Source organism: Serratia marcescens (genome assembly GCF_006715005.1).
In the GTDB taxonomy this organism is placed as follows: domain Bacteria; phylum Pseudomonadota; class Gammaproteobacteria; order Enterobacterales; family Enterobacteriaceae; genus Serratia; species Serratia montpellierensis.
This window is the reverse complement of record NZ_VFMJ01000001.1, coordinates 2,210,604-2,235,237: the sequence shown is the minus strand read 5'-3', so window position 1 is coordinate 2,235,237 and position 24,634 is coordinate 2,210,604. Positions and strand designations below refer to the sequence as shown.

The window sequence follows — 24,634 nt, the reverse complement described above, 5'->3', positions numbered from 1 at the left end:
TACGCATTTAATGCTTATTTTATAGAGCCTAAGCTTTGGGCTTCTGGCCATCTTCACTGTTTCAATGGTTAACACATGACAAAAGAACAATTCTACGCGGAATTAAAACGTGACCTGAGCGCGTTGCTCGGCGGGGAGACCAACTTTATCGCGGCGCTGTCCAACGCCAGCGCGTTGATCAACGAGCGCCTGGATGACGTGAACTGGGTCGGTTTCTATCTGATGGAGGGCGACCAGTTGGTGCTGGGGCCGTTCCAGGGCAAGATCGCCTGCGTGCGCATCCCGGTGGGCAAGGGCGTGTGCGGCACGGCGGTAGCGGAAAATCGCGTGCAGCGCGTCGGCGACGTGCATGCGTTCCCGGGCCATATCGCCTGCGATGCGGCCAGCAATGCGGAAATCGTGCTGCCGTTGGCGGTTGGCGGCCGGACGATCGGCGTTTTGGATATCGACAGCACGGTTTATCAACGCTTCGACGAACAGGATGAAGCGGGCCTGAAAGCAGTGGTGACGGGGCTTTGTGAGCAACTGGAACAGTGCGACAGTGCGAAATATGTGACTGTAGCGGCAAGTTGATCGACGGTTAACGTGGCAATTACCGATGGCGTCATTATAATGACGCCTGTTCATGCCTGTGGCTTGTTGGCAATACCGTTGTAATCAGGAAATTTCATGGAAAATCAACCTAAGTTGAACTCTAGTAAAGAAGTCATTGCTTTTCTTGCCGAGCGTTTTCCGCTCTGCTTTAGCGCCGAAGGCGAAGCTCGTCCGCTGAAAATCGGTATTTTTCAGGATTTGGTAGAGCGCGTGCAGGGGGAAGAGAATCTCAGCAAAACGCAATTGCGTTCTGCCCTGCGCCTATATACCTCAAGCTGGCGTTATCTGTACGGTGTCAAGGTTGGCGCACAGCGCGTCGATCTGGACGGCAATCCGTGCGGTGAACTTGAGCAGCAGCATGTCGATCATGCTCGCCAGCAGCTTGAAGAAGCCAAAGCGCGCGTTCAGGCACAGCGTGCCGAACAAAACGCCAAAAAACGTGAAGCCGCCGGCGAATCCGCCGATGCCGCTCCGCGCCGTCCGCGTCCAGCTGGTAAAAAGCCTGCTGCACGTCGCGAAGGCGGAGCCGCGCCGGAAAACCGCAAGCCGCGCCCACAAACTCGCCCACAGCCCGCTCGCCAACCTCGTGAAGCAAAAGAGGAAAGCCAGCCGCGTTATGCGCCAGTCACGGATATCTCTAAACTGCAAATTGGCCAGGAAATCAAAGTCAGAGCAGGCAAGAGCGCGATGGATGCTACCGTACTCGAAATCGCTAAAGATGGCGTACGTGTGCAGCTCTCTTCCGGTCTGGCGATGATTGTGCGCGCAGAACACTTGCAGTTCTGATACGGAGGCCAACCAAGGCATGAACAAATTCGTCAGATTAACAGCGATTGCAGGGCTGCTGTGGGCGGGTGTCAGTTACGGCGCGGAAACAGCCAACATCCGCATCGGCCAACTGCCCCAACTGCAACAGGAACCCCAGCACGCTACGGTGAGTGAGCGCGTTACCTCGCGCTTCACTCGCTCTCATTACCGCCAGTTTGCCCTCGATGCGGAGTTTTCAGGCAAGATCTTCGATCGCTACCTGAACATGCTGGACTACAACCATAACGTGCTGCTGGCCTCCGACGTGGCGCAGTTCGCCGGCAAACGCAATCAGGTTGGCGAAGAGCTGAAAACCGGCAAGCTGGACACCTTCTACGCGCTGTTCAATCTGGCGCAGAAACGCCGCTTTGAGCGTTACACCTATGCGTTGTCATTGCTGGAAAAGCCGATGAACTTTACCGGCAATGGCACTATCGATCTCGACCGCAGCAAAGCGCCGTGGCCGAAAGACAAGGCCGAACTGGATAGCCTGTGGGATGCGAAAGTCACCTATGACGAGCTGAACCTCAAGCTGACCGGCAAGACCGACAAAGAAATCCGCGACACGCTGACCAAGCGTTATCAGTTCGCCATCAAGCGCCTGACGCAAAGCAACAGCGAAGACGTCTTCCAGCTGGCGATGAATGCCTTTGCGCATGAAATCGATCCGCACACCAACTATCTGTCTCCGCGCAATACCGAGCAGTTCAACACCGAGATGAGCCTGTCGCTGGAAGGCATCGGCGCGGTGCTGCAGATGGATGACGACTACACCCTGATCAACTCGATGGTGCCGGGCGGTCCGGCGGCGAAGAGCAAGGCGATCACCGTGGGCGATCGCATCGTCGGCGTCGGCCAGGCCGGCAAACCGATGGTGGACGTGATCGGCTGGCGTCTTGACGATGTGGTGTCGTTGATCAAAGGGCCGAAAGGCAGCAAGGTGCGCCTGGAAGTCCTGCCGGCCGGCAAGGGCACCAAAACCCGCGTGGTCACCTTGACCCGCGAGCGCATCCGTCTGGAAGACCGCGCGGTGAAAATGACCATCAAGACCGTCGGCAAAGAGAAGGTGGCGGTGTTCGACATCCCAGGCTTCTACGTCGGTCTGACCGATGACGTGAAAGTGCAGCTGCAGAAGATGGCCAAGCAGAACGTCAAGAGCGTGATCATCGACCTGCGTACCAACGGCGGCGGCGCGCTGACCGAAGCGGTGTCGCTGTCCGGCCTGTTCATTCCGAGCGGCCCGGTGGTACAGGTGCGCGACAACAACGGCAAAGTGCGTGAAGACGCCGACACCGATGGCGTAACTTACTACAAAGGTCCGCTGGTGGTGTTGGTCGATCGCTTCAGCGCCTCCGCCTCCGAGATCTTCGCGGCGGCGATGCAGGACTACGGCCGCGCGCTGATCGTCGGCGAACCGACCTTCGGGAAAGGCACCGTGCAGCAGTACCGTTCGCTGAACCGCATCTACGACCAGATGCTGCGCCCTGAGTGGCCGGCGCTCGGTTCGGTGCAGTACACCATTCAGAAGTTCTACCGCGTCAATGGCGGCAGCACCCAGCGCAAGGGCGTGACGCCGGATATTCTGATGCCGACCGGTGTCGATCCGGCGGAAACCGGCGAAGCGTTTGAAGACAACGCCATGCCGTGGGACAGCATCAATGCGGCGACCTACAGCAAGACCGGCGATCTGACGCCGTTCGAGCCGGAGCTGCTGAAAGATCACCAGCAGCGTATTGCGCAAAATCCGGAGTTCCAGTACATCGCGCAGGATATCGCGCATTACAAGGCGCTGAAGGATAAACGCAACATCGTGTCTCTCAATCTGGCGGTACGCGAGAAAGAGAACCATGATGACGATGCGACCCGTCTGAAACGCATCAACGAGCGCCTGGAACGCGTGGGCAAGAAGCCGCTGAAATCGCTCGACGATCTGCCGAAGGATTACCAGGAACCGGATCCGTACCTGGATGAAACCGTGCATATCGCGCTGGACCTGGCCCATCTGGAAAAAGATCAGCCCGCTCAGCAGCCAACGTCGGCCAAATAAGGCCGCGTCAGGCAGGATGAAAAACGCACCCTCGGGTGCGTTTTTTTATGGCCGCGTTACGTGCTGCTCAGACGGCTTTCTTGCGGTGGCGCAGCCCGAGCTGGATGCAGGAAACCACCACCAGCAGGCAACCGATCAGCGACAGCAACAGCGGAACTTCGTGCCAGAACAGCCAGCCCCAGGCGATATTGAAAACGATGCCGATATAGCGCACCACCGAAACCACGATCAGGTTATCGGAGGAAAAGGCCTGGGTTAAGACGACCTGTCCCAACAGCGACACCAGGGCGATGGCGAGCAGGATGGCAAATTGGTAGGCATTGGGCCAGACGAAGGCGTTCCACATCAGCGGCAGCGAAATCAGCGTTGCGATAAACAGGAAATAGAACACGATCTCGTAGTTGTGGTGGCGCTTGCTGAGCTTGTTGACCGACAGATAGGCGATCGAGGCGAATACCGCGCTCATCACGCCCACCAGCGATGCCAGGGTATAGGCCGAGAAGTGCCACGGCCGCACCAGCAGCACGGCGCCGATGATGACCAGCGCCAGCCAAAATGCGGTGTTGGCGCTGATCCGTTCACGCAGCACCAGCAAGGAGAGCAGAATGGAGAAAAACGGCGACAGGTAGGCCAGCATGCTGGCGTCGGCCAGCGTGAGGTGGGCGATGCTGTAAAAATAACAGATGAGATACAGTCCGCCCATAGTGCCTCGTAATACCAGCAGCGGCCGGTCTTCGCGGCTGAAGGCGACGCCGTGGCGATACATCAGCAGCAGAACCAGCAGGCAGCCGATGCTGCTGCGAAAGAACACGATTTCCCCGGTGGGGATGTCGTCGGCGATGGTTTTGACCAGCGCATTCATGACGCTGAAAATCAGCGAGGCGAAAATGGCCAGCAGCGCACCCTGATTCATGCTTGCCCCCGCCACTGACGGTAGGTGATGGCCGCCTGTTCGTCGCAGGTATCGTCCAGCAACGAATGATGGCAATGTTCGGCGCCGATCCGCGTGACGAAGCTCTGCAGCGCCTGCTGAAAGCGCGCCAACAGGCGCTGGGCGGCGGGCATCTCGACGCCAAGCCGTTCCGCCAGCAAGACCAGAACGCGCAGTTTGCGCACGTCCTCTTGCGGCACGCGCGGTAGCCGCCATAGCCCCTGCGCATCTTGAAAGACGCGGGCGACCCTGACGGCGGAAAAATCATAGTAGCGGCCCTGCGCGTCCGGTTCGGAATAGGGATCGACCAGCAGCGCGGTATAGCGCGTAAACAGCGCATAGCGTTGCTCCGCCGGCGCGAGCTGCGGGAAATGGTCAATCCAGCGGCGGCTCACCATGCGGGAGGGAACCGGGTAGCTGTCGTCGTTCAAAAAGCGCAGCAGGTTGATGCCCTCGACGCCGAGATGGTTGAGCAGCCTTTTGTAATCCTCCGACAGTTCGAGCATATCAGCGATCACCTCGGGGCAGATGGGGCCCTCGGGGTGGGTTTTATACAGGTATTGCACCGGTGCCTGCGGCTGGAATATCGCCTGCAGCGTGGTGTCGGCCAGCGCCAGCGGCGGATGAACATAGTTGGTGATGCTGAAGCGCTCGGCGGCCAGCAGGCTGTCGCAGCGCCGGGCGTCGATAGCGTGATGCGCCAGCACCGAACAGATCCAGTCGAGTTCGGCGCCGTCTGACGCCGGGCTTTGGGCCGCGAGATAGATCCGCTGTTTAAAGGCCTTGGTATAGGCACGGTAGGGCTGCGCCGCATCCTGATATTTGGTGTCGGCGTAATAACTGGACAGACTGATGATTCCGACGTGGGATTGGCCGGCCGCCTGCAGCAGGTTTTGCACCATCAGGCCGGAGCCGATGGACGGGGAAAGCAGGATCAACGAACGCAGGTGGGGCAAGGTAGCCCACGGCACCTGCCGCAACACGTCGTAATAGTGGTCGGTGGGCACGGCGAGGATCAGCCGTTGCCAGTCGCCGCCGATGAGCGACAGATCGTCACAGTAGCTGGCTATCGTCACCTGCACATCGCGCTGGGTCTGCTGCGCCTTGCCGACGCCTTCCAGAGATAGAGTGGGCGTGTGCGCCAGATGCGCCTTCAGGCGTTGCCCTTTCTCGCTGGCGCGATTGTACAGGCCGATGCGCGTGTCGGCCGTGGCCTGGATATCCGCAGCCAATTGGATCGCCGCCGGACCGGCGCCGAGGATCAGGGTAGGAAAGGCGTTATTCATGGCGATGAGACTCCAAAATCAAGAGGTCGTACAGCGGGGTGGCAACCGGTTTACCGCTGACGCGCCAGGGTGAACTGTCAGCCAGATGGTGATAAGGGCAGTTGAAGATCGACTTAAGGCCGTTCCCGTAGCGCAGCAGCAGTTTGCCGCGCTGAGGCAGTAAAGGCCGCAGCTGCGTCAGCAGGGTTTGTTTGTCCGCCACCAGAGAGGCGATGATGATGTGATCGATGTCGCAGTCGGTCAGGCCGTTCAATTTATCGATGCAGGGGATTTGCCGTGACAGCCCCAGATGGCGCGTGAGGCGGCGGGCAAAACGCTGGGCCGCCGGGTCGCAATCGTAGCAAATGACGGTAGCGGAGAGCCTGGCGACCAGCGCCAGCGCGGTGGTGGGCAAGGCGCCGCTGCCCACCAGCAACACCCGTTCGCCGGGTTTGATGCCGGCGGCGGCGATCTCCAGCTGCAGGGCGCTATCGAAACTGTTCAGGTAGGCGTTGGCCTGCGCCGGCTCCCGGCAGAGCGTCGAAACGCGATGCTTCTCGTAATCGCACAAAGCGGCATTGGCGACTGCTCGCAGCTGGGCGATCTGCGCCGTTATCAAACGGTCGTTTTCCAGCTTGCGGCGATAGGCCTGCAGCTGCGGCAGATCGTTAAAGGCCTGCAGGCGGCTGAAGCGCCGTTCCAGCAGGGAAAAATGGCGCCGATCTTGCCGGGCGGAACGGTGGAGCTGGTGGATTTCCTGTTGCAAGCCGGCGAGTTGCGCCAGCATGTCCGCCTTGGTCAGAGTGTACATGGGGTTTCTCCGTGTGCGTGTAACAGCTGTGTCGGCAGCAGAAAAGGGTAGCCTTGGGGGCTGATGCCGCTTTCGATACCGACGCCAAATACGCGGGACATCATCGGGTGCCCCATCATCTGATGGGTGTCGCCGTGGCAAATGACGCGTCCGTGCTCGAGCAAGGTGAGAGAATGGCAGTAGCGCAGCGCCAGCCCCAGATCGTGGATCACCAGCAGCGTGATGCAGCGATGACGCCGGCTGTAGTCGGCGATCTGATTGAGCACGCGCAGCTGATGGTGGATGTCCAGCGCGCTGGTGGGCTCGTCGAGTAAAATGAGCTGCGGCTGAGAGACGAAGGCCTGCGCCAGCATCACCAACTGCCGTTGGCCGCCGCTGAGGCGGTTGAAGGGGCGATCGGCAAGCGCCAAAATGCCGCATTCCGCCAGCGCCTGTTCGACCGCGTCGGCCTGGGCGGCGCTGACGCGCCAGCCCAACTGGCGTACCCTACCCAGCAGCACTATTTCAAACGCGGTCAACGCCGACTCGCTGCGATTCAGCTGCGGCACATAGGCGATGCGGCTGGTTTTCGGATCGAGCGGGCGCTCGCGGTAAGCGATAGCGCCGCTGTGCGGCAGCATGCGATTGATTGCTTTGAGCAGCGTGGATTTGCCGGCGCCGTTGGGGCCGATGATGCCGCCGAGCTTTGCCTCCGGCCAGGCCAATGAAACGTCGGCTAACAGCTGACGTCGATGCAGCGTGACGCCGACGCCGGTGAGGGTCAGTTGAGTCATGGGCGTTTAACCTGTCGGGTGACGAAGTAGAACAGCACCGGCACGCCGATTAAGGCGATAACGATGCCGATGGGCACTACGCCGTTCGGCAGCACCAGTTTGGCGACGATCGACGCGCACAGTAGCAGCAGGCTGCCGCAAAGGGCGGAAATGCAGATCAGATAGCGTTGATCCTCGCCCACCAGAAAACGGGCGAAATGCGGGGCGATCAGCCCGACGAACCCGATGGTGCCGACAAACGAGACCGAGGCGGCCGTCAGCAAGGTCGCCAGCAGAAAGGCCAGCTTGCGCAGCGCGCTGACGTTGATGCCCAGCCCCTGGGCCTGTTCTTCGCCGGCGGACAGTGCGGTCAGGCGCCAGGCCAGCCGCAGGCTGACGACCAGCGCGCAGAACAGGACGCCGCCGGTGATCGCCACGCCGTGCATATTGGCTTTGAGCAGGCTGCCGAACAGCCAGAAGACGATTTGCTGCATGGCTTCCGGCGAGGCTATAAACAGCAGCAGGGATTGCAGCGACTGAAAGAAGAACAGCACCACGATGCCGCTCAGCACCAAAATTTGCGGCGTCATGCCGCGGCGCTGTCCCAGCAGATAGATAGGCACGCAGGCGAGCAACGCCATCAGCGAAGCCAGCAGCGGCGTGCCCAGCGCCAGCGCGCCGCCCAGGCTGAATCCGGTGATGATCGACAGCGCCGCGCCAAACCCCGCCGCGGCAGAGATCCCCAGCGTATAGGGGCTGGCGAGGGGGTTGGCCAGCACGGTCTGCATCAACAAACCGGCCAGCGCCAGGCTGGCGCCGACGACCAACGCGGTGAGCGTCATCGGCAAGCGAATCGACCAGAAAACCACCTGATGCAGCTCGTTGCCTGGCGCGGAGCCGGGCCAGAGCATCCGCACGATATCCGTGAGGCTTAGGTGGGCGGCACCGACGGTCAGATCGATGACGGCGGCCGCCAACAGCGCGCCGAGCAGCGCCAGCGTCAATAACCCGCGGCGCAGTCTGCGCCGTTGCAAAAACGCACGTCCTGTGTGAACCACGGTTACTCTCCTTGCCAGCGTTGCAGGAAGACGCCGTCTGCCTCTATCGGTAAATATTGGCGGTAGAACTGCGCCAGATTGCGCGCGGGATCGACATCGGCAAACGCGGCGGGATAGAGCGCTTTCGCCAGATACTGAACAAAAATGAAGTCGTAAATCGTGCGCGCGCCGCCATGGTAGAGCGCATAGAGGCGTTGGTCTTTTACCGCCGGCAGCTGCGGCCATCCGGCACGCCGGGCGTACTGAGCGAGGCGTGCCTGAAGGGGGGCAGCCTGTGCGCCGTAGCCCATCGGTACGGCGTTTGGCATGTTTTCCCAGTCGCCGCCGGCGAGAAAAATGACGCCCGGCTTTTGGGTCAGCACATAGTCGGCGCGTAAAGGCGCGGGGCTACCGACGACGCCGGCGGCGATATTGCGGGCGCCGGCCAGCTGTAACAGCGGCCCCCAAACGGAGGCACCATAACTGCTGCTGTATTCGCCGGGCCCCTTGTCGCCGAGTTCGATATAAGCGGTCGGTGGCGGCAGCTGCGCCTCGCGAATACGCCGTTGAGTATCTTCAAGGCTCTGCCGATACTCGCTGGCCAGCCGTTCCGCCCGCTCGGGGTGACCCATCGCCTGACCCATGGCCCGAATGCTGGCGAGTTTGACTTCCGCACCCTGGTTGAAGTCGACGACGATGTAAGGGATGTTGAGCTGTTGCAGCACCGGCAGGTAGTTGGCGAAGCCGTCGAGCTGCCATTTCGCCAGGATCAGCAGGTCTGGCCGCGTGGTCAGCAGGCGTTCGAAGTCAAAGCTCTGATTGTAGAGCGAACCGACATCGACCAGCTGAGCGAGCCGCGGCAGAGCCGCCTGATAACGCGGCCATTGGCTGGTGCGCAAGGCCCAGTCGCTTTTAGAGAAGGCGGCCACCTGTTGAAAACTGTCCGGGCCGTTCACCGCCAGAAAATCTTCGTAGTAAAAGCCGATATAGGCGCGTTGTGCGGGGGCGGCCAGGGTGACCTGACGTCCTTCTGCGTCGGTGAGGTGGATTTCAGCTTGCGCGACGTGGCAAAAGAGCAGCCACGCAGTCAGCAGACAGACCAAGCGAGGTAACATGATTGACATCCCTTTACGATTAATTGTGATGTTATAATGTAACAATTAATCGCGGGGTTCAAACTTTCCTGTCAGGCGAGGCGAGCGCTGCGTGAGCGAAGGCGGTGAGGGCCTGGCGGCCATAAAAAGTGTGCGGGCAATTTTTCTCGACGTCATTTTGCGTGGGCCAGGAATTTTTTCTGAGAAATCCCTCCGCCTTGCGCAACAATCGTTTACAATTTGCCAAATCCCGGTCGCGCGTCGTTTTTGTAAAGTTTCGTATTTTTAGTAGGTTAATGACGCGCGACTCTTGAAACTGTGACGAATGCCCATACGATCTAGGGTATCTTAGACAGCGTTTTGTTAACATTTATGAGGAAGTAAACATTTTATGATGCGTATAGCTCTGTTCCTGCTCACCAACCTGGCGGTGATGTTGGTTTTCGGGCTGGTGCTCAGCCTGACAGGAATCCAATCCAGTAGCGTTCAGGGCCTGATGATCATGGCCGGTCTGTTCGGCTTCGGCGGCGCTTTCGTGTCGTTGCTGATGTCCAAGTGGATGGCGCTGCGCTCCGTCGGCGGGGAAGTGATTGAACAACCGCGTAACGAAACCGAAAACTGGCTGTTGGAAACGGTACGCCGTCAGTCGCAGCAGGCGGGCATCGCCATGCCGCAGGTCGCTATCTATCACGCGCCGGACATCAACGCCTTCGCCACCGGCGCACGCCGCGACGCCTCGCTGGTCGCCGTCAGCACCGGCCTGCTGCAGAGCATGAGCCGCGACGAAGCGGAAGCGGTCATCGCGCACGAAATCAGCCACGTCGCCAACGGCGATATGGTGACCATGACCCTGATTCAGGGCATCGTGAACACCTTCGTCATCTTCATTTCGCGCCTGATCGCGCAGGTCGCCGCCGGTTTTCTCGGCAACCGCGACGGTGATGGCGAAGGGGAAGGCAACGGCAACCCGATGATTTACTTCGCGGTGTCGATGGTGCTGGAACTGGTGTTCGGCATCCTGGCAAGCATCATCACCATGTGGTTCTCGCGTCACCGTGAGTTCTACGCCGACGCCGGCTCCGCCAAGCTGGTGGGCCGCGAGAAGATGATCGCCGCCTTGCAGCGTCTGAAAACCAGCTACGAACCGCAGGAAGCGGGCAGCATGATGGCGTTCTGCATCAACGGTAAATCCAAGTCGTTCAGCGAGCTGTTCATGTCGCACCCGCCGCTCGACAAGCGCATCGAAGCGCTGCGTTCCGGCCAGTACCTGAAGTAATCGGCTGAATGAAAGGAAAAACCCCGGCTTGCCGGGGTTTTTTTATGTCCGCTATTTCACCTCGCGGCTTGGCTGCGCCGTTTGCGCCGTCGATTGGGTGATGCGCAGGCTGCTGACCGCCGCCGCCAGGGTGGCGAACACGCCGGCCAGGATCAGCGAAGCGTGCGTGCCGGAGGTGGGGAACAGGTTGAACATCAGCGCCACCAGCGCGGCCCCCGAGGTTTGCCCCAGCAGGCGCGCGGTGCCCAGCATGCCGCTGGCGCCGCCGCTGCGGTTGCGCGGCGCGGCGGAGATGATGGTGTGGTTGTTGGGCGACTGGAACAGGCCGAAGCCGGCGCCGCACAGCACCATGCGCCAGATGATGTCCCCATCCGACGGCGCCGCGGGCAGCAGCGCCAGCGAGAACAGCCCGAGCGCGAACACCGCCAGCCCAATACAGCCCAGCAGGCCGGCGTGCACGCGCTCCACCAGCCGGCCGGCGATCGGCGCCATCACCACGATCGCCAGTGGCCACGGCGTCAGCAGCAACCCGGTCGCTACTTCGTCCCGGCCCAATGCGCTTTGCAGGAAGAACGGCAGCGACACCATCGCCAGCATTTGCGCAGCAAATGAGCAGATTGAGGTGCCCATCGACAGGGCGAAGATCGGGATGCGCAGCAGGTCGACCGGCAGCAGCGGGAATTCCTGACGCAGCTGACGGCGCACGAACACCGCGCCAATCGCCAGCAGCGCGGCGATCTCGCTGAAGATCAGCGTCAGGCTTTGGCCCTGGGCGAAGCCGCTGATGGCGGTGATCAGCAGGCCGAAGGTCAGCGCGTTCAGCACGGCGCTGGTGGGATCGAAACGGCGGTTATCGCTTTTTTGGCTGTTGGCCGGCAGGAATTTCATCCCCAGCAGCAGCGCGACGATGCCGATCGGCAGGTTGATGGCGAACAGCCATTGCCAGGATGCGACCGACAGGATCGCCGCCGCCACCGTTGGCCCGGCCGCCGAGGAGCAGGCGACGATCAGCGAGTTGATACCCATGCCGCGGCCGAGAAAACGCTGCGGATAGATGATGCGGATCAGCGCGGTGTTGACGCTCATGATAGCGGCGGCCCCAAAGCCTTGCAGCACGCGGGCGATGGTCAGCGTAAGCAGCGAGTCGGACAGGGCGCAGAACAGTGAGGTAATGCTGAACACCAGCAACCCGGCCTGATAGATGCGGCGGTAGCCAACCAGATCGCCGAGTGACGCCAGCGACAGCAGAGACACGGTGATCGCCAACTGATAGGCGTTGACCACCCAGATGGAACTGGCCGGGCTGGCGTTGAGATCGCGCGCGATGGTGGGCAGCGCTACGTTGGCTATCGCGCCGTCGAGTACGGATACGGTAATGCCGAGGGCGATCGCGAGGATCGCCCCATAGCGTTGCGGGACGGGGAGGCCGTCGGAACAAGGACGCATGTTGGTCTCAGCGGTGTTTATTCAGGGGAGTATTATCATGCTAATCATAATCGCCTGCGATTGCATGCCCCTTGTCTGCTTAATTGTAAACGGCGATGAGCAGGTCGGCGGTTATCCAATTGGCTTCAATCACTTAGCATTCATGTGCGTTGCGCGTCGCGATCTGTTCCGATTATACTGAAACCCTTGTTTAAATTTCCTGAAACAAAACCGTTAAGTAGGGTATGCACCATGGCTAACGCAGATTCAGACAAGCAGCCGGATGCCGTCTCATCCGTGATGAAAGTGTTCGGCATTTTGCAGGCGCTCGGCGATGAGCGCGAGATTGGCATTACCGAACTGTCCCAGCGGGTGATGATGTCTAAAAGCACCGTCTACCGTTTTCTGCAGACCATGAAAGCGCTGGGCTACGTCTCGCAGGAAGGGGAGACGGAAAAGTATGCGCTGACGCTCAAGCTGTTCGAGCTGGGTGCCAAATCGTTGCAGAACGTCGATCTGATCCGCAGCGCCGACGTGCAGATGCGCGAACTGTCGAATCATACCCGCGAAACCATCCACCTTGGTGCCCTGGATGAAGATGGCATCGTCTACATCCACAAGATAGACGCGATGTATAACCTGCGCATGTATTCGCGCATCGGCCGCCGCAACCCGCTGCACAGCACCGCCATCGGTAAAGTGCTGTTGGCCTGGCGCGATCGGGATGAGGTGGCGCAGATCCTGTCGCAGATTGAATTTACCCGCAGCACTGAGCATACCCTGGCCAGCGCCGCCGAGCTGTTGCCGGTGCTGGAACGGGTGCGTGAGCAGGGATACGGCGAAGATGCCGAGGAACAGGAGGTAGGGATCCGCTGCATTGCGGTGCCGGTCTTCGATCGGTTCGGGGTGGCGATCGCCGGGCTGAGCATTTCTTTCCCGACGCTGCGCTTTTCCGACGCGGCGCGGAAGGAGTATGTGGCGCTGCTGCACGTCGCCGCCCGGCGCATCAGTGAACAGCAGGGCTATCACGACTACCCGTTCTGACCCTTCACGTCGAAGAATCAGGCGCTGCCATGGCAGCGCCTTTTTGTTATTTTGCGCCCGGCGTCAGCCGCTGCGCAATCCGCTCCAGCACTAACATCAGCAGCAACGTGGCCGCCACCAAGATCATGGTCAGCGTCGCGCCGTTGGCGATGCTGCCGCGATCGGTCAGGCTAAAAATAGTGACCGGCAGCGTCGCCCAGCTCGGCGGGTAGATCATCATGGTCGCGCCCAGCTCCCCCATTGACAGCGACAGGCTGAGGGCGAAGGCGGAGATCATATAGGGAGCGATCATCGGCAGGGTGACGTGACGCAGGCGAAACAGCGGCGAAGCGCCCAGGCTGACGGCGACGTTTTCGTAGTCGCTCGAAAGCCGGGTCAGCCCGGCCATCACGTTGCCGAAGGTGAAGGCGGAAATCAGCACGAAGTGGGCGACGGGCACGATCAGGAAGGTACCGTTCATCTGCAGCGGCCCCTGGCTGAATGCCACCAGCATCCCTAAACCGATCGACACCGAAGGCACCGCGCTGGGTATGAAGAACAGCGTACTCAGCAGGCGCTGGCCGCGCCCCTGATGGTGGCGCAGCGCCAACGCCGCCCAGGTACCGCACAGCAGCGCGAACAGGCTGGCGCTGAAACCGATAGCCAGGCTGGCGACCAGCGCGTCCCAGGAGGCGCCACCGAAAGCCTGGCGGAAATGGCTGAGGGTGAAGCCGCTCGGCAGCACGCCGTTCCACTGTTCACTGAGGCTGGACATCAGGATCACCGCCAGCGGCAGGAAGAAGAACAGGGCGAACAGCGTGACCGCCAGCGTGCAGGTCAGGGTGCGGCCGGTGCGAGACCAAATCAACATCGTCAGTTCCTCAGCCCGGCGCGCGCCGCGGCGTAGCGGTAAAGGGAGAACAGCCCGAGCGACAGCGCGATATTCACGACGGCGATCGTGCAGGCGACGGCGTAATCCGACTCCAGAATTGCTTTGGAATAGACCATCATCGGCAGCGTGGTGACGCCCTTGGCACCGATAAACAGCACGATGCCGAACTCATTGGTGGTCAACAGCAAACACAGGCTGCCGCCGGCCAGCAAGGCCGGCAGCGCGGCGGGCAAAATCACCTGGCGCACCACGCGCCCCGGCCGGGCGCCGAGGATGCTGGCGGCCTCGAGCTGGCTGCGATCGATCTGCGACAGCGCCGCCATCAGCGGGCGCATCACCAGCGGCGTAAACACGGTGATTTCCGCCAGGATCACGCCCCAAATGGAGTAAAGAAAGTCCACCGGCGGCAGGGTAAAACCGAAGGTAGCCATCAGCGTGCCGTTCAGCAGGCCGGCGGAACCGTAAATAAAGGTGAAGGCCAGCGTGATCAGGAAGGTTGGCATGGCGATAAAGGTATCGAGCACCCGGGCGATCAATCGGCTGCCGGGGAACGGCGTGAACACCAGCAGCAGCGACAGCAGGGTGCCGAGCACCAGGCAGCCCAGCGTCGCCAGCAGCGCAATCTGCAGCGTGTTGAGCAGGGCGCCGACAAAGCGTCGGGATTCGAACACCTGTTGCAGCGCGGCAGCGCTGAACAGCCCCTGCTCGTCGGTAAACGCCTGTTTGACGATCAGCGCCAGCGGATAGAAAAACAGCGTCGCCAGCACCAGCAGCGGCAGCAGGATCCACAGGCGGCGCGGCAAGCGCAGCCGCAGGGCCGGGCGAATAAGCGTAGAGTCGGTCATGTCAGTCCTCGATCAGTACCGCGTCGTCGGGGGCGAAATAGAGCGGCACGCGCTCGCCGATCTGCGGCATCCGGCTGCGGTGGGTGGTGACCACGCGTAGCGGATGGCCTAGCGCGTCGAACTGCAGGTGCGTCAATTCCCCCTGCCAGTGAATATCGCGCAGCGTACCGATGAGGCAGTTGCTGCGCTGGGCGTCGGCATCGAGCGCAATATGCTGCGGCCGAATACACAGCAGTTTGTCGAAGCCGCGTTGTGCGCCGTAGGTGAAGCAGCCGATCACTTTGCCGGCGCAGCTGACGGTGGTCATGCCTTGCCCGGTAGTGGTCTCCAGCGCGGTGGCCGGCAGCAGGTTGGCGCGGCCGAGGAACTCGGCGGCGAAGCGGTTCGTGGGATGATGGTAAAGCGCGCGGGTCTCGCCGTGGGCGATCAGGTGGCCGTCGCGCATGATGCCAATCTTGTCCGCCAGCGTCAGCGCTTCGCCCTGATCGTGGGTGACGTACAGGATGGTCAGGTCAGGCAGCTCGCGGTGCAGGCGGGCGATCTCTTCCACCATGCTGTGGCGAATTTGCGCGTCCAGCGCGGACAGCGGTTCATCCAGTAACAGCACTTTGGGGCGCACCGCGATGGCGCGAGCGATAGCCACCCGCTGCTGCTGGCCGCCGGAAAGCTGGCTGGGATAGCGCTTGGCGTAGGCGGACATGCCGACGATGGCCAACGCCTCTTCGACGCGCTCGGCGGTGAGGCCGCGCGGCTTGCCCTGGGCGCGCAGGCCGAACGCCACATTGTCTTCGACGCGCATATGCGGAAACAGCGCGTAGTTCTGTACCACCATGCCCAGGCCGCGCTCATAAGGCGGCACGTCGGTGACATCGACGTCACCGATGGCAATACGCCCGGCGGACGGTTGCACGAATCCGGCGATCGCCCGCAGCACGGTGGTTTTGCCCGAACCGGAGGGGCCGATCAGCGCCAGCACTTCGCCGGGGGCGATGGTGAGCGTGAGGGGTTTCAGCACCTCGGTGCCGCGATACGACACGCTGACGCGATCGAGCTGAATGCCCGACGGCCCGGCGATGTCTTGGCTACTATCCCGCGCCTCGGCGCGGGAAGAGAGGGTAGAAGGCATCGTCAGCGTCATTCGGTCACCTGGTGCCAGCGGGAGATATCGGCGGACAGGCTGCTCACCACCTGATTCCAGTCCGGCGCCCAGATGTCCACGCCTTTCAGCGCCGCCTGCGACTGCTTGAAGTTATCGTCGGTCGGGGTGACGTCCTTACGCACCGGCATGCCGTAGGAAATGGCGCTGACGCTGCTTTGTGCTTCTTTGCTCAGCAGGAAGTCGATCAGCTTTTTGCCATTGGCGCTTTGCGGCGCGCCTTGCACCAGGCCGACATAGTAAGGCAGCACCAGCGTGCTGCGCTTGCCGTCCGGCCCGGCCGGCCAGAACACCTTCACGTTCGGGTTGCTGCGCATCTGCGCCAGGTTCATCTGTAGATCGCCATTGGCCACCAGCAGCTCGCCTTTATTGACCAGCGCGGTCAGTTTGCCGGTGGAAGCGGAAGGACCGACGTTGTTGCTTTGCAGCTTGCCGAGGTAGTCGAAACCGGCGTCTTTGCTGCCGAAGCTGTGAAACGCCTGCAGCATCACTGCGGTGCCGTCACCCGCCTGGCCCGGCGTGGAGTACTGCAGCTTGTTGCGGAACTGCGCGTCCAGCAGCTGTTGATAGCTGGCGGGCGCCTGCGGCAACAGTTTGGCGTTATAGATGAAGCTCAGGTAGTTGTTCACCAGCGGCACGAACTGCGGCTGGGCGCCGGCGATCTGCACCGCATCCTGCGGGGTGAAATCCTGCAGCAGTTTTTCCGCGGCGGCGCGCTGGATGAACGGCGGCAGCGTCACCAGCACGTCGGCCTGCGGGTTGCTGCGCTCTTTCGACAGGCGCTCGACGATGGCGCCGGAACCGCCTTCGACGTACTGCACCTTGACCCCGGTTGCCTGAGTGAAGGCGTCAAACTGGGTTTGATACCAGCTGTGATCGCCGTCGTGCAGGCCATCGGCGGAGTAGACGGTCACCACCGCGTCGGCGGCCCAGGCCGGCGCGGCACCGAGTGCGATGGCGGTCATCACGACCAGACGAGAAAGTTTCATAGCTTCAGCCTCACTGTTGCGGGTTAATGCGAAACTGGTATACACCAGACATGCGGCCAAGCTAATCGGCGAATATGACAAACAAATGAAAGCGGCAAAATAGAGTTGCCGACAACGGGAATTGGGCGTGGGAGAGAAAGGCGGAGCGGCGGGCGCAGCCCCGTCATGCTGGGGATTAAAGCGTATCGACCTCGATGCGTAGGCTGTCGTGGCGCCAGTATTCGATGTCGAAATCGAGAATGCGGCCGTGCTGATCGTAGTTCAAGCGGCGCAGCAATAAGGCGGGCAGACCGACCATGGCGCCGAGCGCGTTGGCGGCGCGGTAAGGCAGGGCGGTCGGGTAGAACGACAGGTGCATGTTGCTGTAAATCAAATCGTAATGTTGCTGATAAACCTCGGTCAAGCTGCCGTTGAGATCGTGGCTCAGCAGTTCCGGTACCCGCTGCGGCAGACAGTGGTTCTCGCAATAGCAGATGGCGCGGCCGTCGGCATAGCGCACGCGGCGCAGCAGATACACCTGATCGAACGGCTCGAGCGCCAGCGGCTGCATCACGTCGAGCGGCACCGTGGTTTTTTCGCCGGACAGCAGCGCGGTGCGCGGCGCGCGACCCTGCTCCTGGCAGAGGCGGTGGAAGTTGGTGTTCTGCGTCGGATCCAACCACAGCCGTTCCGGCGTGACGAACCAGCCGCGGCGATCGGCGCGGTAGATGGCGCCGGTGGCCTCCAGCTGCGCCAGGCTCTCGCGAATGGTAACGCGGGTGGTGGAGAAGATGGCGCACAGCTCGCGCTCCGAAGGCAGCTTGTCGCCCGCCTGCAGCGCGCCGCGGGTGATGCGCGCCTGAAGCTGATCCTTGATCTGCAGGTAATGGGGCATATCGCCCTGATGTTCTTTCATTTCATCTCGCTATGGCATCGGCCCGACATTCCGGCACGCGCTTATTATACATAGCCAGATGAATTTTTTGTTTCACCGCGCTTTGTCGTTTGACCGGGGAAGGAATTTGCCGCCACAATGCCTGCAATCTGGTATAGACCAAATAGGTGAATGACATGTCCGATCGTAACTACCTGCTGTTGACCCCCGGCCCGTTGACCACGTCGAAAACGGTAAAAGAGGCGATGCTGTTCGACAGCTGCACCTGGGATGAAGATTACAACCTGGGCGTGGTGCAGCGCATCCGCCAACGGTTGGTGGCGCTGGCGACACCGTCCGCCGGGTACACCTCGGTGCTGCTGCAGGGCAGCGGCAGTTTTGCGGTGGAAGGCGTGCTGGGCACGGTCATCGGCCCGCAGGACAAGCTGCTGATCGTCAACAACGGCGCCTACGGGGCGCGGATGATCGAAATGGCGCGGCTGATGGATATTGACCACCACGCTTTCGACTGCGGCGAGGTCAATGAGCCGGACGTGGCGGCAATGGAGGCGGTGCTGAAAAGCGATGCGCGCATCAGCCATATCGCCATGGTGCACTGCGAAACCACCACCGGCATGCTCAACCCGCTGCAGAAAGTCGCCGGCCTGGCGGCGCGCAACGGCAAGACCTTTATCGTCGATGCCATGAGCAGCTTCGGCGGCATCCCGCTGGATGTGGATGCGCTGGGCATCGATTTTCTGATCAGCTCCGCCAACAAATGCATTCAGGGCGTGCCGGGCTTCGCTTTCGTCATCGCCCGCCGCAGCGAGCTGGAGAAATGTGCCGGCCGTTCACGCTCGCTGTCGCTGGATCTGTATGCCCAGTGGCGCTGTATGGAAGACCAGGCCGGTAAATGGCGCTTTACGTCGCCGACCCACACCGTGCTGGCCTTCGCGCAGGCGCTGAAAGAGCTGGAACAAGAGGGCGGTATCGCCGCGCGCCACCACCGCTATCAGACCAATCAGCGTCGGCTGGTGGCGGGTATGCGCGCGCTGGGCTTTGAGACCCTGCTGGACGATGCGCTGCATTCGCCGATCATCACCGCGTTCTATTCGCCTGAGGCCGACACTTATCGCTTCGCCGAGTTTTATCAGCGCCTGAAGCAGCAAGGGTTTGTGATCTATCCCGGCAAAGTGTCGCAGAGCGACTGCTTCCGCATCGGCAACATCGGGGAAATTTATCCGCAGGATATCGAACGCTTGCTGGCGGCCGTCGGGCAGGCGATGTACTGGAATCAATAAGGATTGACCATGAAACAGATCAACGCAGTGATCCTCGACTGGGCCGGCACCACGGTGGACTTCGGCTCCTTTGCGCCAACGCAGATTTTCATCGAGGCGTTCAAGCAAACCTTCGATATCGACATCAGCCTGGCGGAGGCGCGCATTCCGATGGGGCTCGGCAAATGGCAGCACATCGAGGCGCTGGGCAAACTGCCGGCGGTCGACGCACGCTGGCGGCAGAAGCTGGGCCGCTCGATGAGCCATCAAGACATCGACGCGCTGTATCAGGCGTTTATGCCGCTGCAAATCGCCAAAGTGATCGATTTCGCCGATCCCATTGAGGGCGTGCCGCAGGCGATCGCCGCTCTGCGTGAACAGGGCATCAAAATCGGTTCCTGCTCCGGCTATCCGCGTGCGGTGATGGAGGTGCTGGTGCCTGCCGCCGCGCAGCGCGGCTATGCGCCGGATTATTGGGTCGCCACTGACGATCTTGCGGCCGGCGGCCGACCGGGGCCGTGGATGGCATTGCAGAACGTCATCGCGCTGGGCATCGATGCGGTGGCGCACTGCGTGAAGGTGGATGACGCGGTGCCGGGCATTGCCGAAGGGCTGAACGCCGGGATGTGGAGCATCGGGCTGGCGCTGTCCGGCAACGAGTTCGGCGCTACCTGGTCGGAGTACCGTCAAATGGCGGCAGGAGAAATAGAGCAGCGCCGCACGGCGGCCGCCGATAAGCTGTACGCGGCGGGCGCGCATTATGTGATAGACACACTGGCGCAATTGCCGGGCGTGATCGCCGATATCAACCGGCGGCTGGCGAACGGCGAGCGGCCGTAACGACCGAACGCGGGGCATAAAAAAACCGGGGATAATCCCCGGTTTTTTCGTTCTGAGACGGCGTTAGCGGTGAGCCAATTCGACTTCGTCTTCGCTGTCCATCACGGCTTTGTCGGTTTGCTTCATCAGCTGGCTGGTGATGGTGCCTGCTGCCATGGAGCCGTTGACGTTCAGCGCGGTACGGCCCATGTCGATCAGGGGTTCGACCGAGATCAGCAGCGCGACCAGCGTCACCGGCAGGCCCATCGCCGGCAGTACGATCAGCGCGGCGAAGGTGGCGCCGCCGCCCACGCCCGCCACACCGGCGGAGCTGATGGTGACGATGCCAACCAGGGTGGCGATCCACACCGGGTCCAGCGGGTTGATGCCGACGGTCGGCGCAACCATCACCGCCAGCATCGCCGGGTAGAGGCCCGCACAGCCGTTCTGGCCGATGGTGGCACCGAACGACGCCGAGAAGCTGGCGATGGATTCCGGCACGCCCAGACGACGGGTCTGCGCTTCCACGTTCAATGGAATGCTGGCGGCGCTGGAGCGGCTGGTGAAGGCGAAGGTGATCACCGGCCACACTTTGCGGAAGAACTTCATCGGGTTAACGCCGGTGAAGGCCAGCAGGACCGCGTGTACCACGAACATGATGGCCAGGCCGATGTACGAGGCCACCACGAAGCTGCCAAGCTTGACGATGTCGTGAATGTTGGAACCAGCGACCACTTTGGTCATCAGCGCCAGCACGCCGTAAGGCGTCAGCTTCATGACCAGACGCACCAGCTTCATTACCCAGGCCTGCAGGGTGTCGATAGCCACCAGCACGCGTTCGCCTTTCGGCTTGTCGTCTTTCAGCAGCTGCAGCGACGCCACGCCGAGGAAGGTGGCGAAAATCACCACGCTAATGATAGACGTCGGGCTGGCGCCGGTCAGATCGGCGAACGGGTTTTTCGGGATGAACGACAGCACCATCTGCGGCACGGTCAGATCGGCCAGTTTACCCACGTAGTTGGTCTGGATCGCCGTCAGACGCGCGCTTTCCTGCGCGCCCTGCACCAGGCCTTCGGCGGTCAGGCCGAACAGGTTGGTGACCAGCACGCCCACCAGCGCCGAGATCAGCGTGGTGAACAGCAGCGTGCCGATAGTCAGGACGCTGATTTTGCCCAGAGAAGAGGCGTTATGCAGCTTGGCCACCGCGCTCAGGATCGAGGCGAACACCAGCGGCATGACGATCATTTGCAGCAGTTGCACATAGCCGTTGCCGACGATGTTGAACCAGCTGATGGATTCTTTCAGCACCGGGTTGTCGGAGCCGTACACCAGCTGCAGGCCCAGGCCGAACACCACGCCGACCACCAGGCCGACCAGCACTTTTTTCGCCAGGCTCCATTGCTTGTGGCGGGTTTGCGCCAACAGCAACAGGAGCGCGACAAACACCAGCACGTTAATCACGAGCGGAAGATTCATCCCCAATGTCTCCAATAATCTTTCTTATAAAAACGACTACGCATCACGTATGTCGCGATGTAAATATCGTAACAGTTTGCCGAGTGGCCTACTTATATCCAAATGGAATTTGATATAGCTTTTTGTGTGTTTTTGTTCGTTTTATATACATGAAGGTGATGGGTTGAGCGAATTTTTGTGATCAGAGTCTGATATTTCTGATTTGCTCGACATAGGATTGCACCGGCAGGGTGAAACCACCTTGCCAGCAGATGGCAAACGCCACCAGACACAGACACAGTACGCGCTCCAGCTGGTTGCCTTTTTGCGAGTTGAGCAGCGGCAGGCGAAAACGCCAGCGGCATGGCCACAGCAGCGGAACGCCGGCGGGAGTGAGCATATCGGCCAGCAGATGGCTGAAGTAACCGATGATCATGGCGTGCAGCGCGTCGGCCGGGATCGGCCAGCTGCGCGGCACGTCCAGCTGGAACAGCGCCATGCCGCCGGCGATCGCCAGCAGGCTGTGGGTGAAGCCGCGGTGGCCGAAGGCGCGGGCGATGGGCAGGGCAATCCAGCGCAGACGCTGGCCCAGTACCGACTTGGGGTGATCGATGTCCGGCAGCAGCGAGGTCAGCAGCGCGGCGGGTATGATGTGCCACCAGTCGCCGGTAGCCAGCTCTGGCGTGACTTCCGCCTTCTTGGCGAAGATCGCGCAAGCGACAGAGAATATAAGGTGTCCTTCCGCGGTCATGCTGTTGCGATTCCGGCTGGTAAACTGTTAATTTATCCAGTATATGGGAAAATTCCCAGTAGTGGAAGCAGTTACCCTGTAACCAATTGTTTATTTTTCCCGGTTTTACAACGGCTTGTTACGGCAATACGTAACAAATCATCGCTTTTGACGGGCGTGAACAAAAAGCGGGCAATGGGCTGTGCGGAACGGAGAGAAATAAGGGCGGTTTTCAGTACGCAGCGGCGGGAGGAAGCGGCGGCCGCGAAGAGCGCTGCGTGGCAGTGACAACGTTTCGCGGACCGTCGCTTTCCCTGCCACCCAGCATAATAACAACATCATGCCGATTCAATAATAATGAAACGCTGTTTCGTTTGTTTTGCGGCACGGATCCCTTTTATGGCGCAGAGCGGAAAAGCCAGGGCGCCGGTGGCCGGCGCCGCAGGTCAGGCAAAGTGGGCGGGGGTGAGCTGTTCCAGGGTGTCCAGCTTGTGGTCCGCCAGCGCCCAGCGCGGATCGTGGCGGTATTCGGCTGCCGGGATCACGATGGAACGCATGCGCGCGGCCTTGGTGGCGATCATGCCGTTAAAGGAGTCTTCCAGCGTGATGCAGCGCAGCGGATCGCTGCCCAGACGTTCGGCGGCAATCAGGTAGACCTCGGGGTGCGGTTTGCTGTACGGCAGGTATTCGGCGGAAACCAATTGATCGAAGTAACCTTCAAGATCGAACATCTTCAGCACCTGCTGCTGCATGTGCAGCGGTGAGGCGGAGGCGAGACCGATGTTCAGCCCCTGACTGCGGCACAGCTCCAGCGCCTGCCGAACGCCCGGCAGCAGCGGGCGCGTCTCGTGCACCAGTTCGATGGCGCGTTCGATAATCCGTGCCGACACCTCATCGAGCGAAACCCCTTGCCAGGGCATCGCCTGGTACCACATCTTCACCACCAGATCGATGCGCAGCCCCAGCGTGTCCGGTAGCTTGTGACGGTCGGACAGATCCAAACCCAGCGCACCGAAGATATCCAGCTCGGCCTGCAGCCACAGCGGTTCCGAGTCGATCAACAAGCCGTCCATATCAAAAATTGCGGTTTCAATGCGTTGCGAATAAGCCATTAGCGGTTAACTCCTGCCGGCGCGGATGAATGTGCCGACACTCTATCATCGCCGGCGGCGAGACTAAAATCTTTGCCTGCGCGTTTGGCTTTTGCCAAAGCGAAGGATGTTCCACATCTCGCGTAACTTTAGCCACCAGCGTTGGTGTTGGCGCTCGGTGACCTGTTGCAACATGCGCGCATAGTCCAGCACCAACCCCGGTGTCCAGGTCATGCTTTCGCCACGGCTGCGCAGTACCGCCAGCATCCATAGATTGGGATCCAGCACCAGTAACAGAAAACGGCGCCACAGATGTTTATCGCCCAGCACGCCCTCCAGCGCACTGTCGAGCGCGCCGATGACCGTGGTGGAGCAGTTACGCCGGGTCAGGTTGTAAGTCGCATCCTGTCGGTAGCGTAACCAGAATGCGCGCAGCGCCGCCGGGTTATAGCGATAGAACTGAATTTTCTTGTCTGGGGGGCACCAGGCGGCGATCTCGCCCGACAGGTCGGGCAGAAAACGCCCGTCGACGTTGTTCTGTTCGCCGGCATGCAACAACTGGCGGAAATCCTGAACGGAATGGCTGATGTCGTTGAGCGGGTAGTGACTGATATACACATCCGGCGCGAGCGCCAGGGCGGCATGACCGGTGGAGATATTGCCACCGTCATCGACCGCCGCGATATATCGGTCGACGATGTAACGCCGGCGTGGATCTTTAGCCGCACCAATCGGTGTCCAGACGTACACCGTGAGCGGCACAGCCTCATCCGCCGGGTGCGGCGGCTGCCGCGCGGGGTGCTGATTCAGAGAGAAGTTTGTCAGTCTCCGGGCGATACGCAATAACGCCCAGCCGGAAAGCACCATCATCACGCCGAGGCAAAAGGGCACCGTCATCCGATGCGGCGCCGGCCAGCCGACAAAAATCATCAACGAAAGCAGGATCTCGCCGCCGCCCGCCAGCGCCACGGCTTTCCATCGACTGTGTTGAATCACCGTGGAGGAGGCGATGCGCACGGCACCGTCAAGCAGCAGCGCGCTGCCAAATACCACGGTAGCGACGATGTTATCGTCTGCAGGCACGTCCAACATTAAAAAGGCCATAAACACGAAGCCCAGCCCTTTCAGCAACACCGGCCTGCTGGCCGAAGAGCCGATCACCAGCGCGGCGGATATCGCCACCAGCCCCTCCAGCGCCAGGATGACCGCCAGCGCATCCAGCGCCAGCACCGAGCGGCCATCCTGCAGTATGTCGAACAACATCAGCGCCCCTGCGGCTATCCACAGCCAACCGAAAAGCAGCAGCAGGCGGCGCTGGCCGTGCAGCGCCTGTGCGCCCAGCAATAAGATAATCAGTCGAATCATAGCGGCCTCTGACTAAACGGATAACGTGATTTCTTCAATGATAGTGCCCGGACGTCGTTAAGCAGTTGATTTCGGCGAATTCGGCTAAGCTTGTAGC

General features: G+C 61.0%; 23 protein-coding genes. 7 read left to right on the top strand and 16 right to left on the bottom strand.

Annotated elements, in window-relative coordinates; translation table 11 throughout:
• Positions 1–75 precede the first annotated feature (75 nt).
• The 3 genes from msrC (at position 76) to prc (ending at position 3,448) form a co-directional block, all read left to right on the top strand.
• Positions 76–573 carry a free L-methionine (R)-S-oxide reductase MsrC gene (gene msrC / locus FHU12_RS10645; protein ID WP_141969212.1) on the top strand — a complete coding sequence of 166 codons (498 nt, stop codon included), beginning with the start codon at positions 76–78 and terminating at the stop codon, positions 571–573.
• 96 nt (positions 574–669) lie between these two features.
• Entirely contained in the window at positions 670–1,380 is a 711-nt protein-coding gene (gene proQ / locus FHU12_RS10640; protein ID WP_063989661.1) for an RNA chaperone ProQ, read from the top strand.
• A 19-nt stretch (positions 1,381–1,399) separates the two neighbouring features.
• Entirely contained in the window at positions 1,400–3,448 is a 2,049-nt protein-coding gene (gene prc / locus FHU12_RS10635; protein ID WP_141969210.1) for a carboxy terminal-processing peptidase, read from the top strand.
• Positions 3,449–3,515: 67 nt separating this feature from the next.
• Here prc and FHU12_RS10630 read toward each other — a convergent pair whose 3' ends face one another.
• Genes FHU12_RS10630 through FHU12_RS10605 form a run of 6 tightly spaced genes read right to left on the bottom strand, consistent with a single transcriptional unit; the run spans position 3,516 to position 9,359 of the window.
• On the bottom strand, positions 3,516–4,361 hold the full coding sequence (locus FHU12_RS10630) for a DMT family transporter (RefSeq protein WP_141969208.1): 846 nt from the start codon (positions 4,359–4,361) through the stop codon (positions 3,516–3,518).
• The gene (locus FHU12_RS10625) at positions 4,358–5,665 is read right to left on the bottom strand and encodes an opine metallophore biosynthesis dehydrogenase (RefSeq protein ID WP_141969206.1); all 1,308 of its coding nucleotides are present in this window, start codon (positions 5,663–5,665) and stop codon (positions 4,358–4,360) included. Before FHU12_RS10625 ends, FHU12_RS10630 begins: the two co-directional genes overlap by 4 nt.
• Positions 5,658–6,455: a nicotianamine synthase family protein gene (locus FHU12_RS10620; protein WP_141969204.1), complete on the bottom strand. Its 798-nt coding sequence runs from the start codon at positions 6,453–6,455 to the stop codon at positions 5,658–5,660. The genes FHU12_RS10625 and FHU12_RS10620 overlap by 8 nt, the downstream gene beginning before the upstream one ends.
• Complete coding sequence (locus tag FHU12_RS10615; RefSeq protein ID WP_141969202.1) at positions 6,443–7,228, bottom strand: ABC transporter ATP-binding protein; 786 nt, start codon at positions 7,226–7,228, stop codon at positions 6,443–6,445. The genes FHU12_RS10620 and FHU12_RS10615 overlap by 13 nt, the downstream gene beginning before the upstream one ends.
• Positions 7,225–8,265 carry a FecCD family ABC transporter permease gene (locus tag FHU12_RS10610; protein WP_141969200.1) on the bottom strand — a complete coding sequence of 347 codons (1,041 nt, stop codon included), beginning with the start codon at positions 8,263–8,265 and terminating at the stop codon, positions 7,225–7,227. Before FHU12_RS10610 ends, FHU12_RS10615 begins: the two co-directional genes overlap by 4 nt.
• 2 nt (positions 8,266–8,267) lie before the next feature.
• Positions 8,268–9,359, bottom strand: coding sequence for an ABC transporter substrate-binding protein (locus FHU12_RS10605; RefSeq protein WP_141969198.1), 1,092 nt, complete (start codon positions 9,357–9,359; stop codon positions 8,268–8,270).
• A gap of 370 nt (positions 9,360–9,729) precedes the next feature.
• Here FHU12_RS10605 and htpX point away from each other — a divergent pair, with 370 nt between their 5' ends.
• Positions 9,730–10,614, top strand: a complete 885-nt coding sequence (htpX, locus tag FHU12_RS10600; RefSeq protein ID WP_016927998.1) for a protease HtpX — start codon at positions 9,730–9,732, stop codon at positions 10,612–10,614.
• 51 nt (positions 10,615–10,665) lie between these two features.
• Here htpX and FHU12_RS10595 read toward each other — a convergent pair whose 3' ends face one another.
• Positions 10,666–12,060 carry an MFS transporter gene (locus tag FHU12_RS10595; protein ID WP_141969196.1) on the bottom strand — a complete coding sequence of 465 codons (1,395 nt, stop codon included), beginning with the start codon at positions 12,058–12,060 and terminating at the stop codon, positions 10,666–10,668.
• A gap of 231 nt (positions 12,061–12,291) precedes the next feature.
• On the opposite strand from FHU12_RS10595, the gene kdgR reads away from it, so the two are divergent.
• On the top strand, positions 12,292–13,083 hold the full coding sequence (gene kdgR, locus FHU12_RS10590) for a DNA-binding transcriptional regulator KdgR (RefSeq protein WP_089194667.1): 792 nt from the start codon (positions 12,292–12,294) through the stop codon (positions 13,081–13,083).
• Between the two features lie 46 nt (positions 13,084–13,129).
• Here the strand turns inward: kdgR and FHU12_RS10585 are convergent, their stop codons facing one another.
• The 5 genes from FHU12_RS10585 to phnR form a co-directional block, all read right to left on the bottom strand.
• Complete coding sequence (locus tag FHU12_RS10585) at positions 13,130–13,933, bottom strand: ABC transporter permease (protein WP_141969194.1); 804 nt, start codon at positions 13,931–13,933, stop codon at positions 13,130–13,132.
• Positions 13,934–13,935: 2 nt separating this feature from the next.
• Positions 13,936–14,799 (bottom strand): 2-aminoethylphosphonate ABC transporter permease subunit, encoded by an 864-nt coding sequence (gene phnU, locus FHU12_RS10580; protein ID WP_141969192.1) that lies wholly within the window; start codon positions 14,797–14,799, stop codon positions 13,936–13,938.
• Between the two features lies 1 nt (position 14,800).
• Entirely contained in the window at positions 14,801–15,925 is a 1,125-nt protein-coding gene (gene phnT, locus FHU12_RS10575; protein WP_260440777.1) for a 2-aminoethylphosphonate ABC transport system ATP-binding subunit PhnT, read from the bottom strand.
• Positions 15,926–15,933: 8 nt separating this feature from the next.
• Positions 15,934–16,944 carry a 2-aminoethylphosphonate ABC transporter substrate-binding protein gene (locus tag FHU12_RS10570; RefSeq protein WP_141969188.1) on the bottom strand — a complete coding sequence of 337 codons (1,011 nt, stop codon included), beginning with the start codon at positions 16,942–16,944 and terminating at the stop codon, positions 15,934–15,936.
• A gap of 175 nt (positions 16,945–17,119) precedes the next feature.
• Positions 17,120–17,839, bottom strand: coding sequence for a phosphonate utilization transcriptional regulator PhnR (gene phnR / locus FHU12_RS10565; RefSeq protein WP_047576048.1), 720 nt, complete (start codon positions 17,837–17,839; stop codon positions 17,120–17,122).
• A gap of 155 nt (positions 17,840–17,994) precedes the next feature.
• On the opposite strand from phnR, the gene phnW reads away from it, so the two are divergent.
• Both phnW and phnX read left to right on the top strand, forming a co-directional pair.
• On the top strand, positions 17,995–19,098 hold the full coding sequence (gene phnW, locus FHU12_RS10560) for a 2-aminoethylphosphonate--pyruvate transaminase (RefSeq protein ID WP_141969186.1): 1,104 nt from the start codon (positions 17,995–17,997) through the stop codon (positions 19,096–19,098).
• A gap of 9 nt (positions 19,099–19,107) precedes the next feature.
• Positions 19,108–19,917 (top strand): phosphonoacetaldehyde hydrolase, encoded by an 810-nt coding sequence (gene phnX / locus FHU12_RS10555; protein ID WP_141969184.1) that lies wholly within the window; start codon positions 19,108–19,110, stop codon positions 19,915–19,917.
• A gap of 63 nt (positions 19,918–19,980) precedes the next feature.
• Here the strand turns inward: phnX and FHU12_RS10550 are convergent, their stop codons facing one another.
• From FHU12_RS10550 to FHU12_RS10535, 4 genes are all read right to left on the bottom strand, one after another.
• Entirely contained in the window at positions 19,981–21,372 is a 1,392-nt protein-coding gene (locus FHU12_RS10550; protein ID WP_038877619.1) for an L-cystine transporter, read from the bottom strand.
• 181 nt (positions 21,373–21,553) lie between these two features.
• A complete protein-coding gene (locus tag FHU12_RS10545; protein WP_103101250.1) occupies positions 21,554–22,102 on the bottom strand; it encodes a metal-dependent hydrolase in 549 nt (182 codons plus the stop codon).
• Between the two features lie 425 nt (positions 22,103–22,527).
• Entirely contained in the window at positions 22,528–23,193 is a 666-nt protein-coding gene (hxpB, locus tag FHU12_RS10540; RefSeq protein ID WP_141969181.1) for a hexitol phosphatase HxpB, read from the bottom strand.
• Positions 23,194–23,256: 63 nt separating this feature from the next.
• A complete protein-coding gene (locus FHU12_RS10535; RefSeq protein ID WP_141969179.1) occupies positions 23,257–24,537 on the bottom strand; it encodes an HdeD family acid-resistance protein in 1,281 nt (426 codons plus the stop codon).
• Positions 24,538–24,634 lie beyond the last annotated feature (97 nt).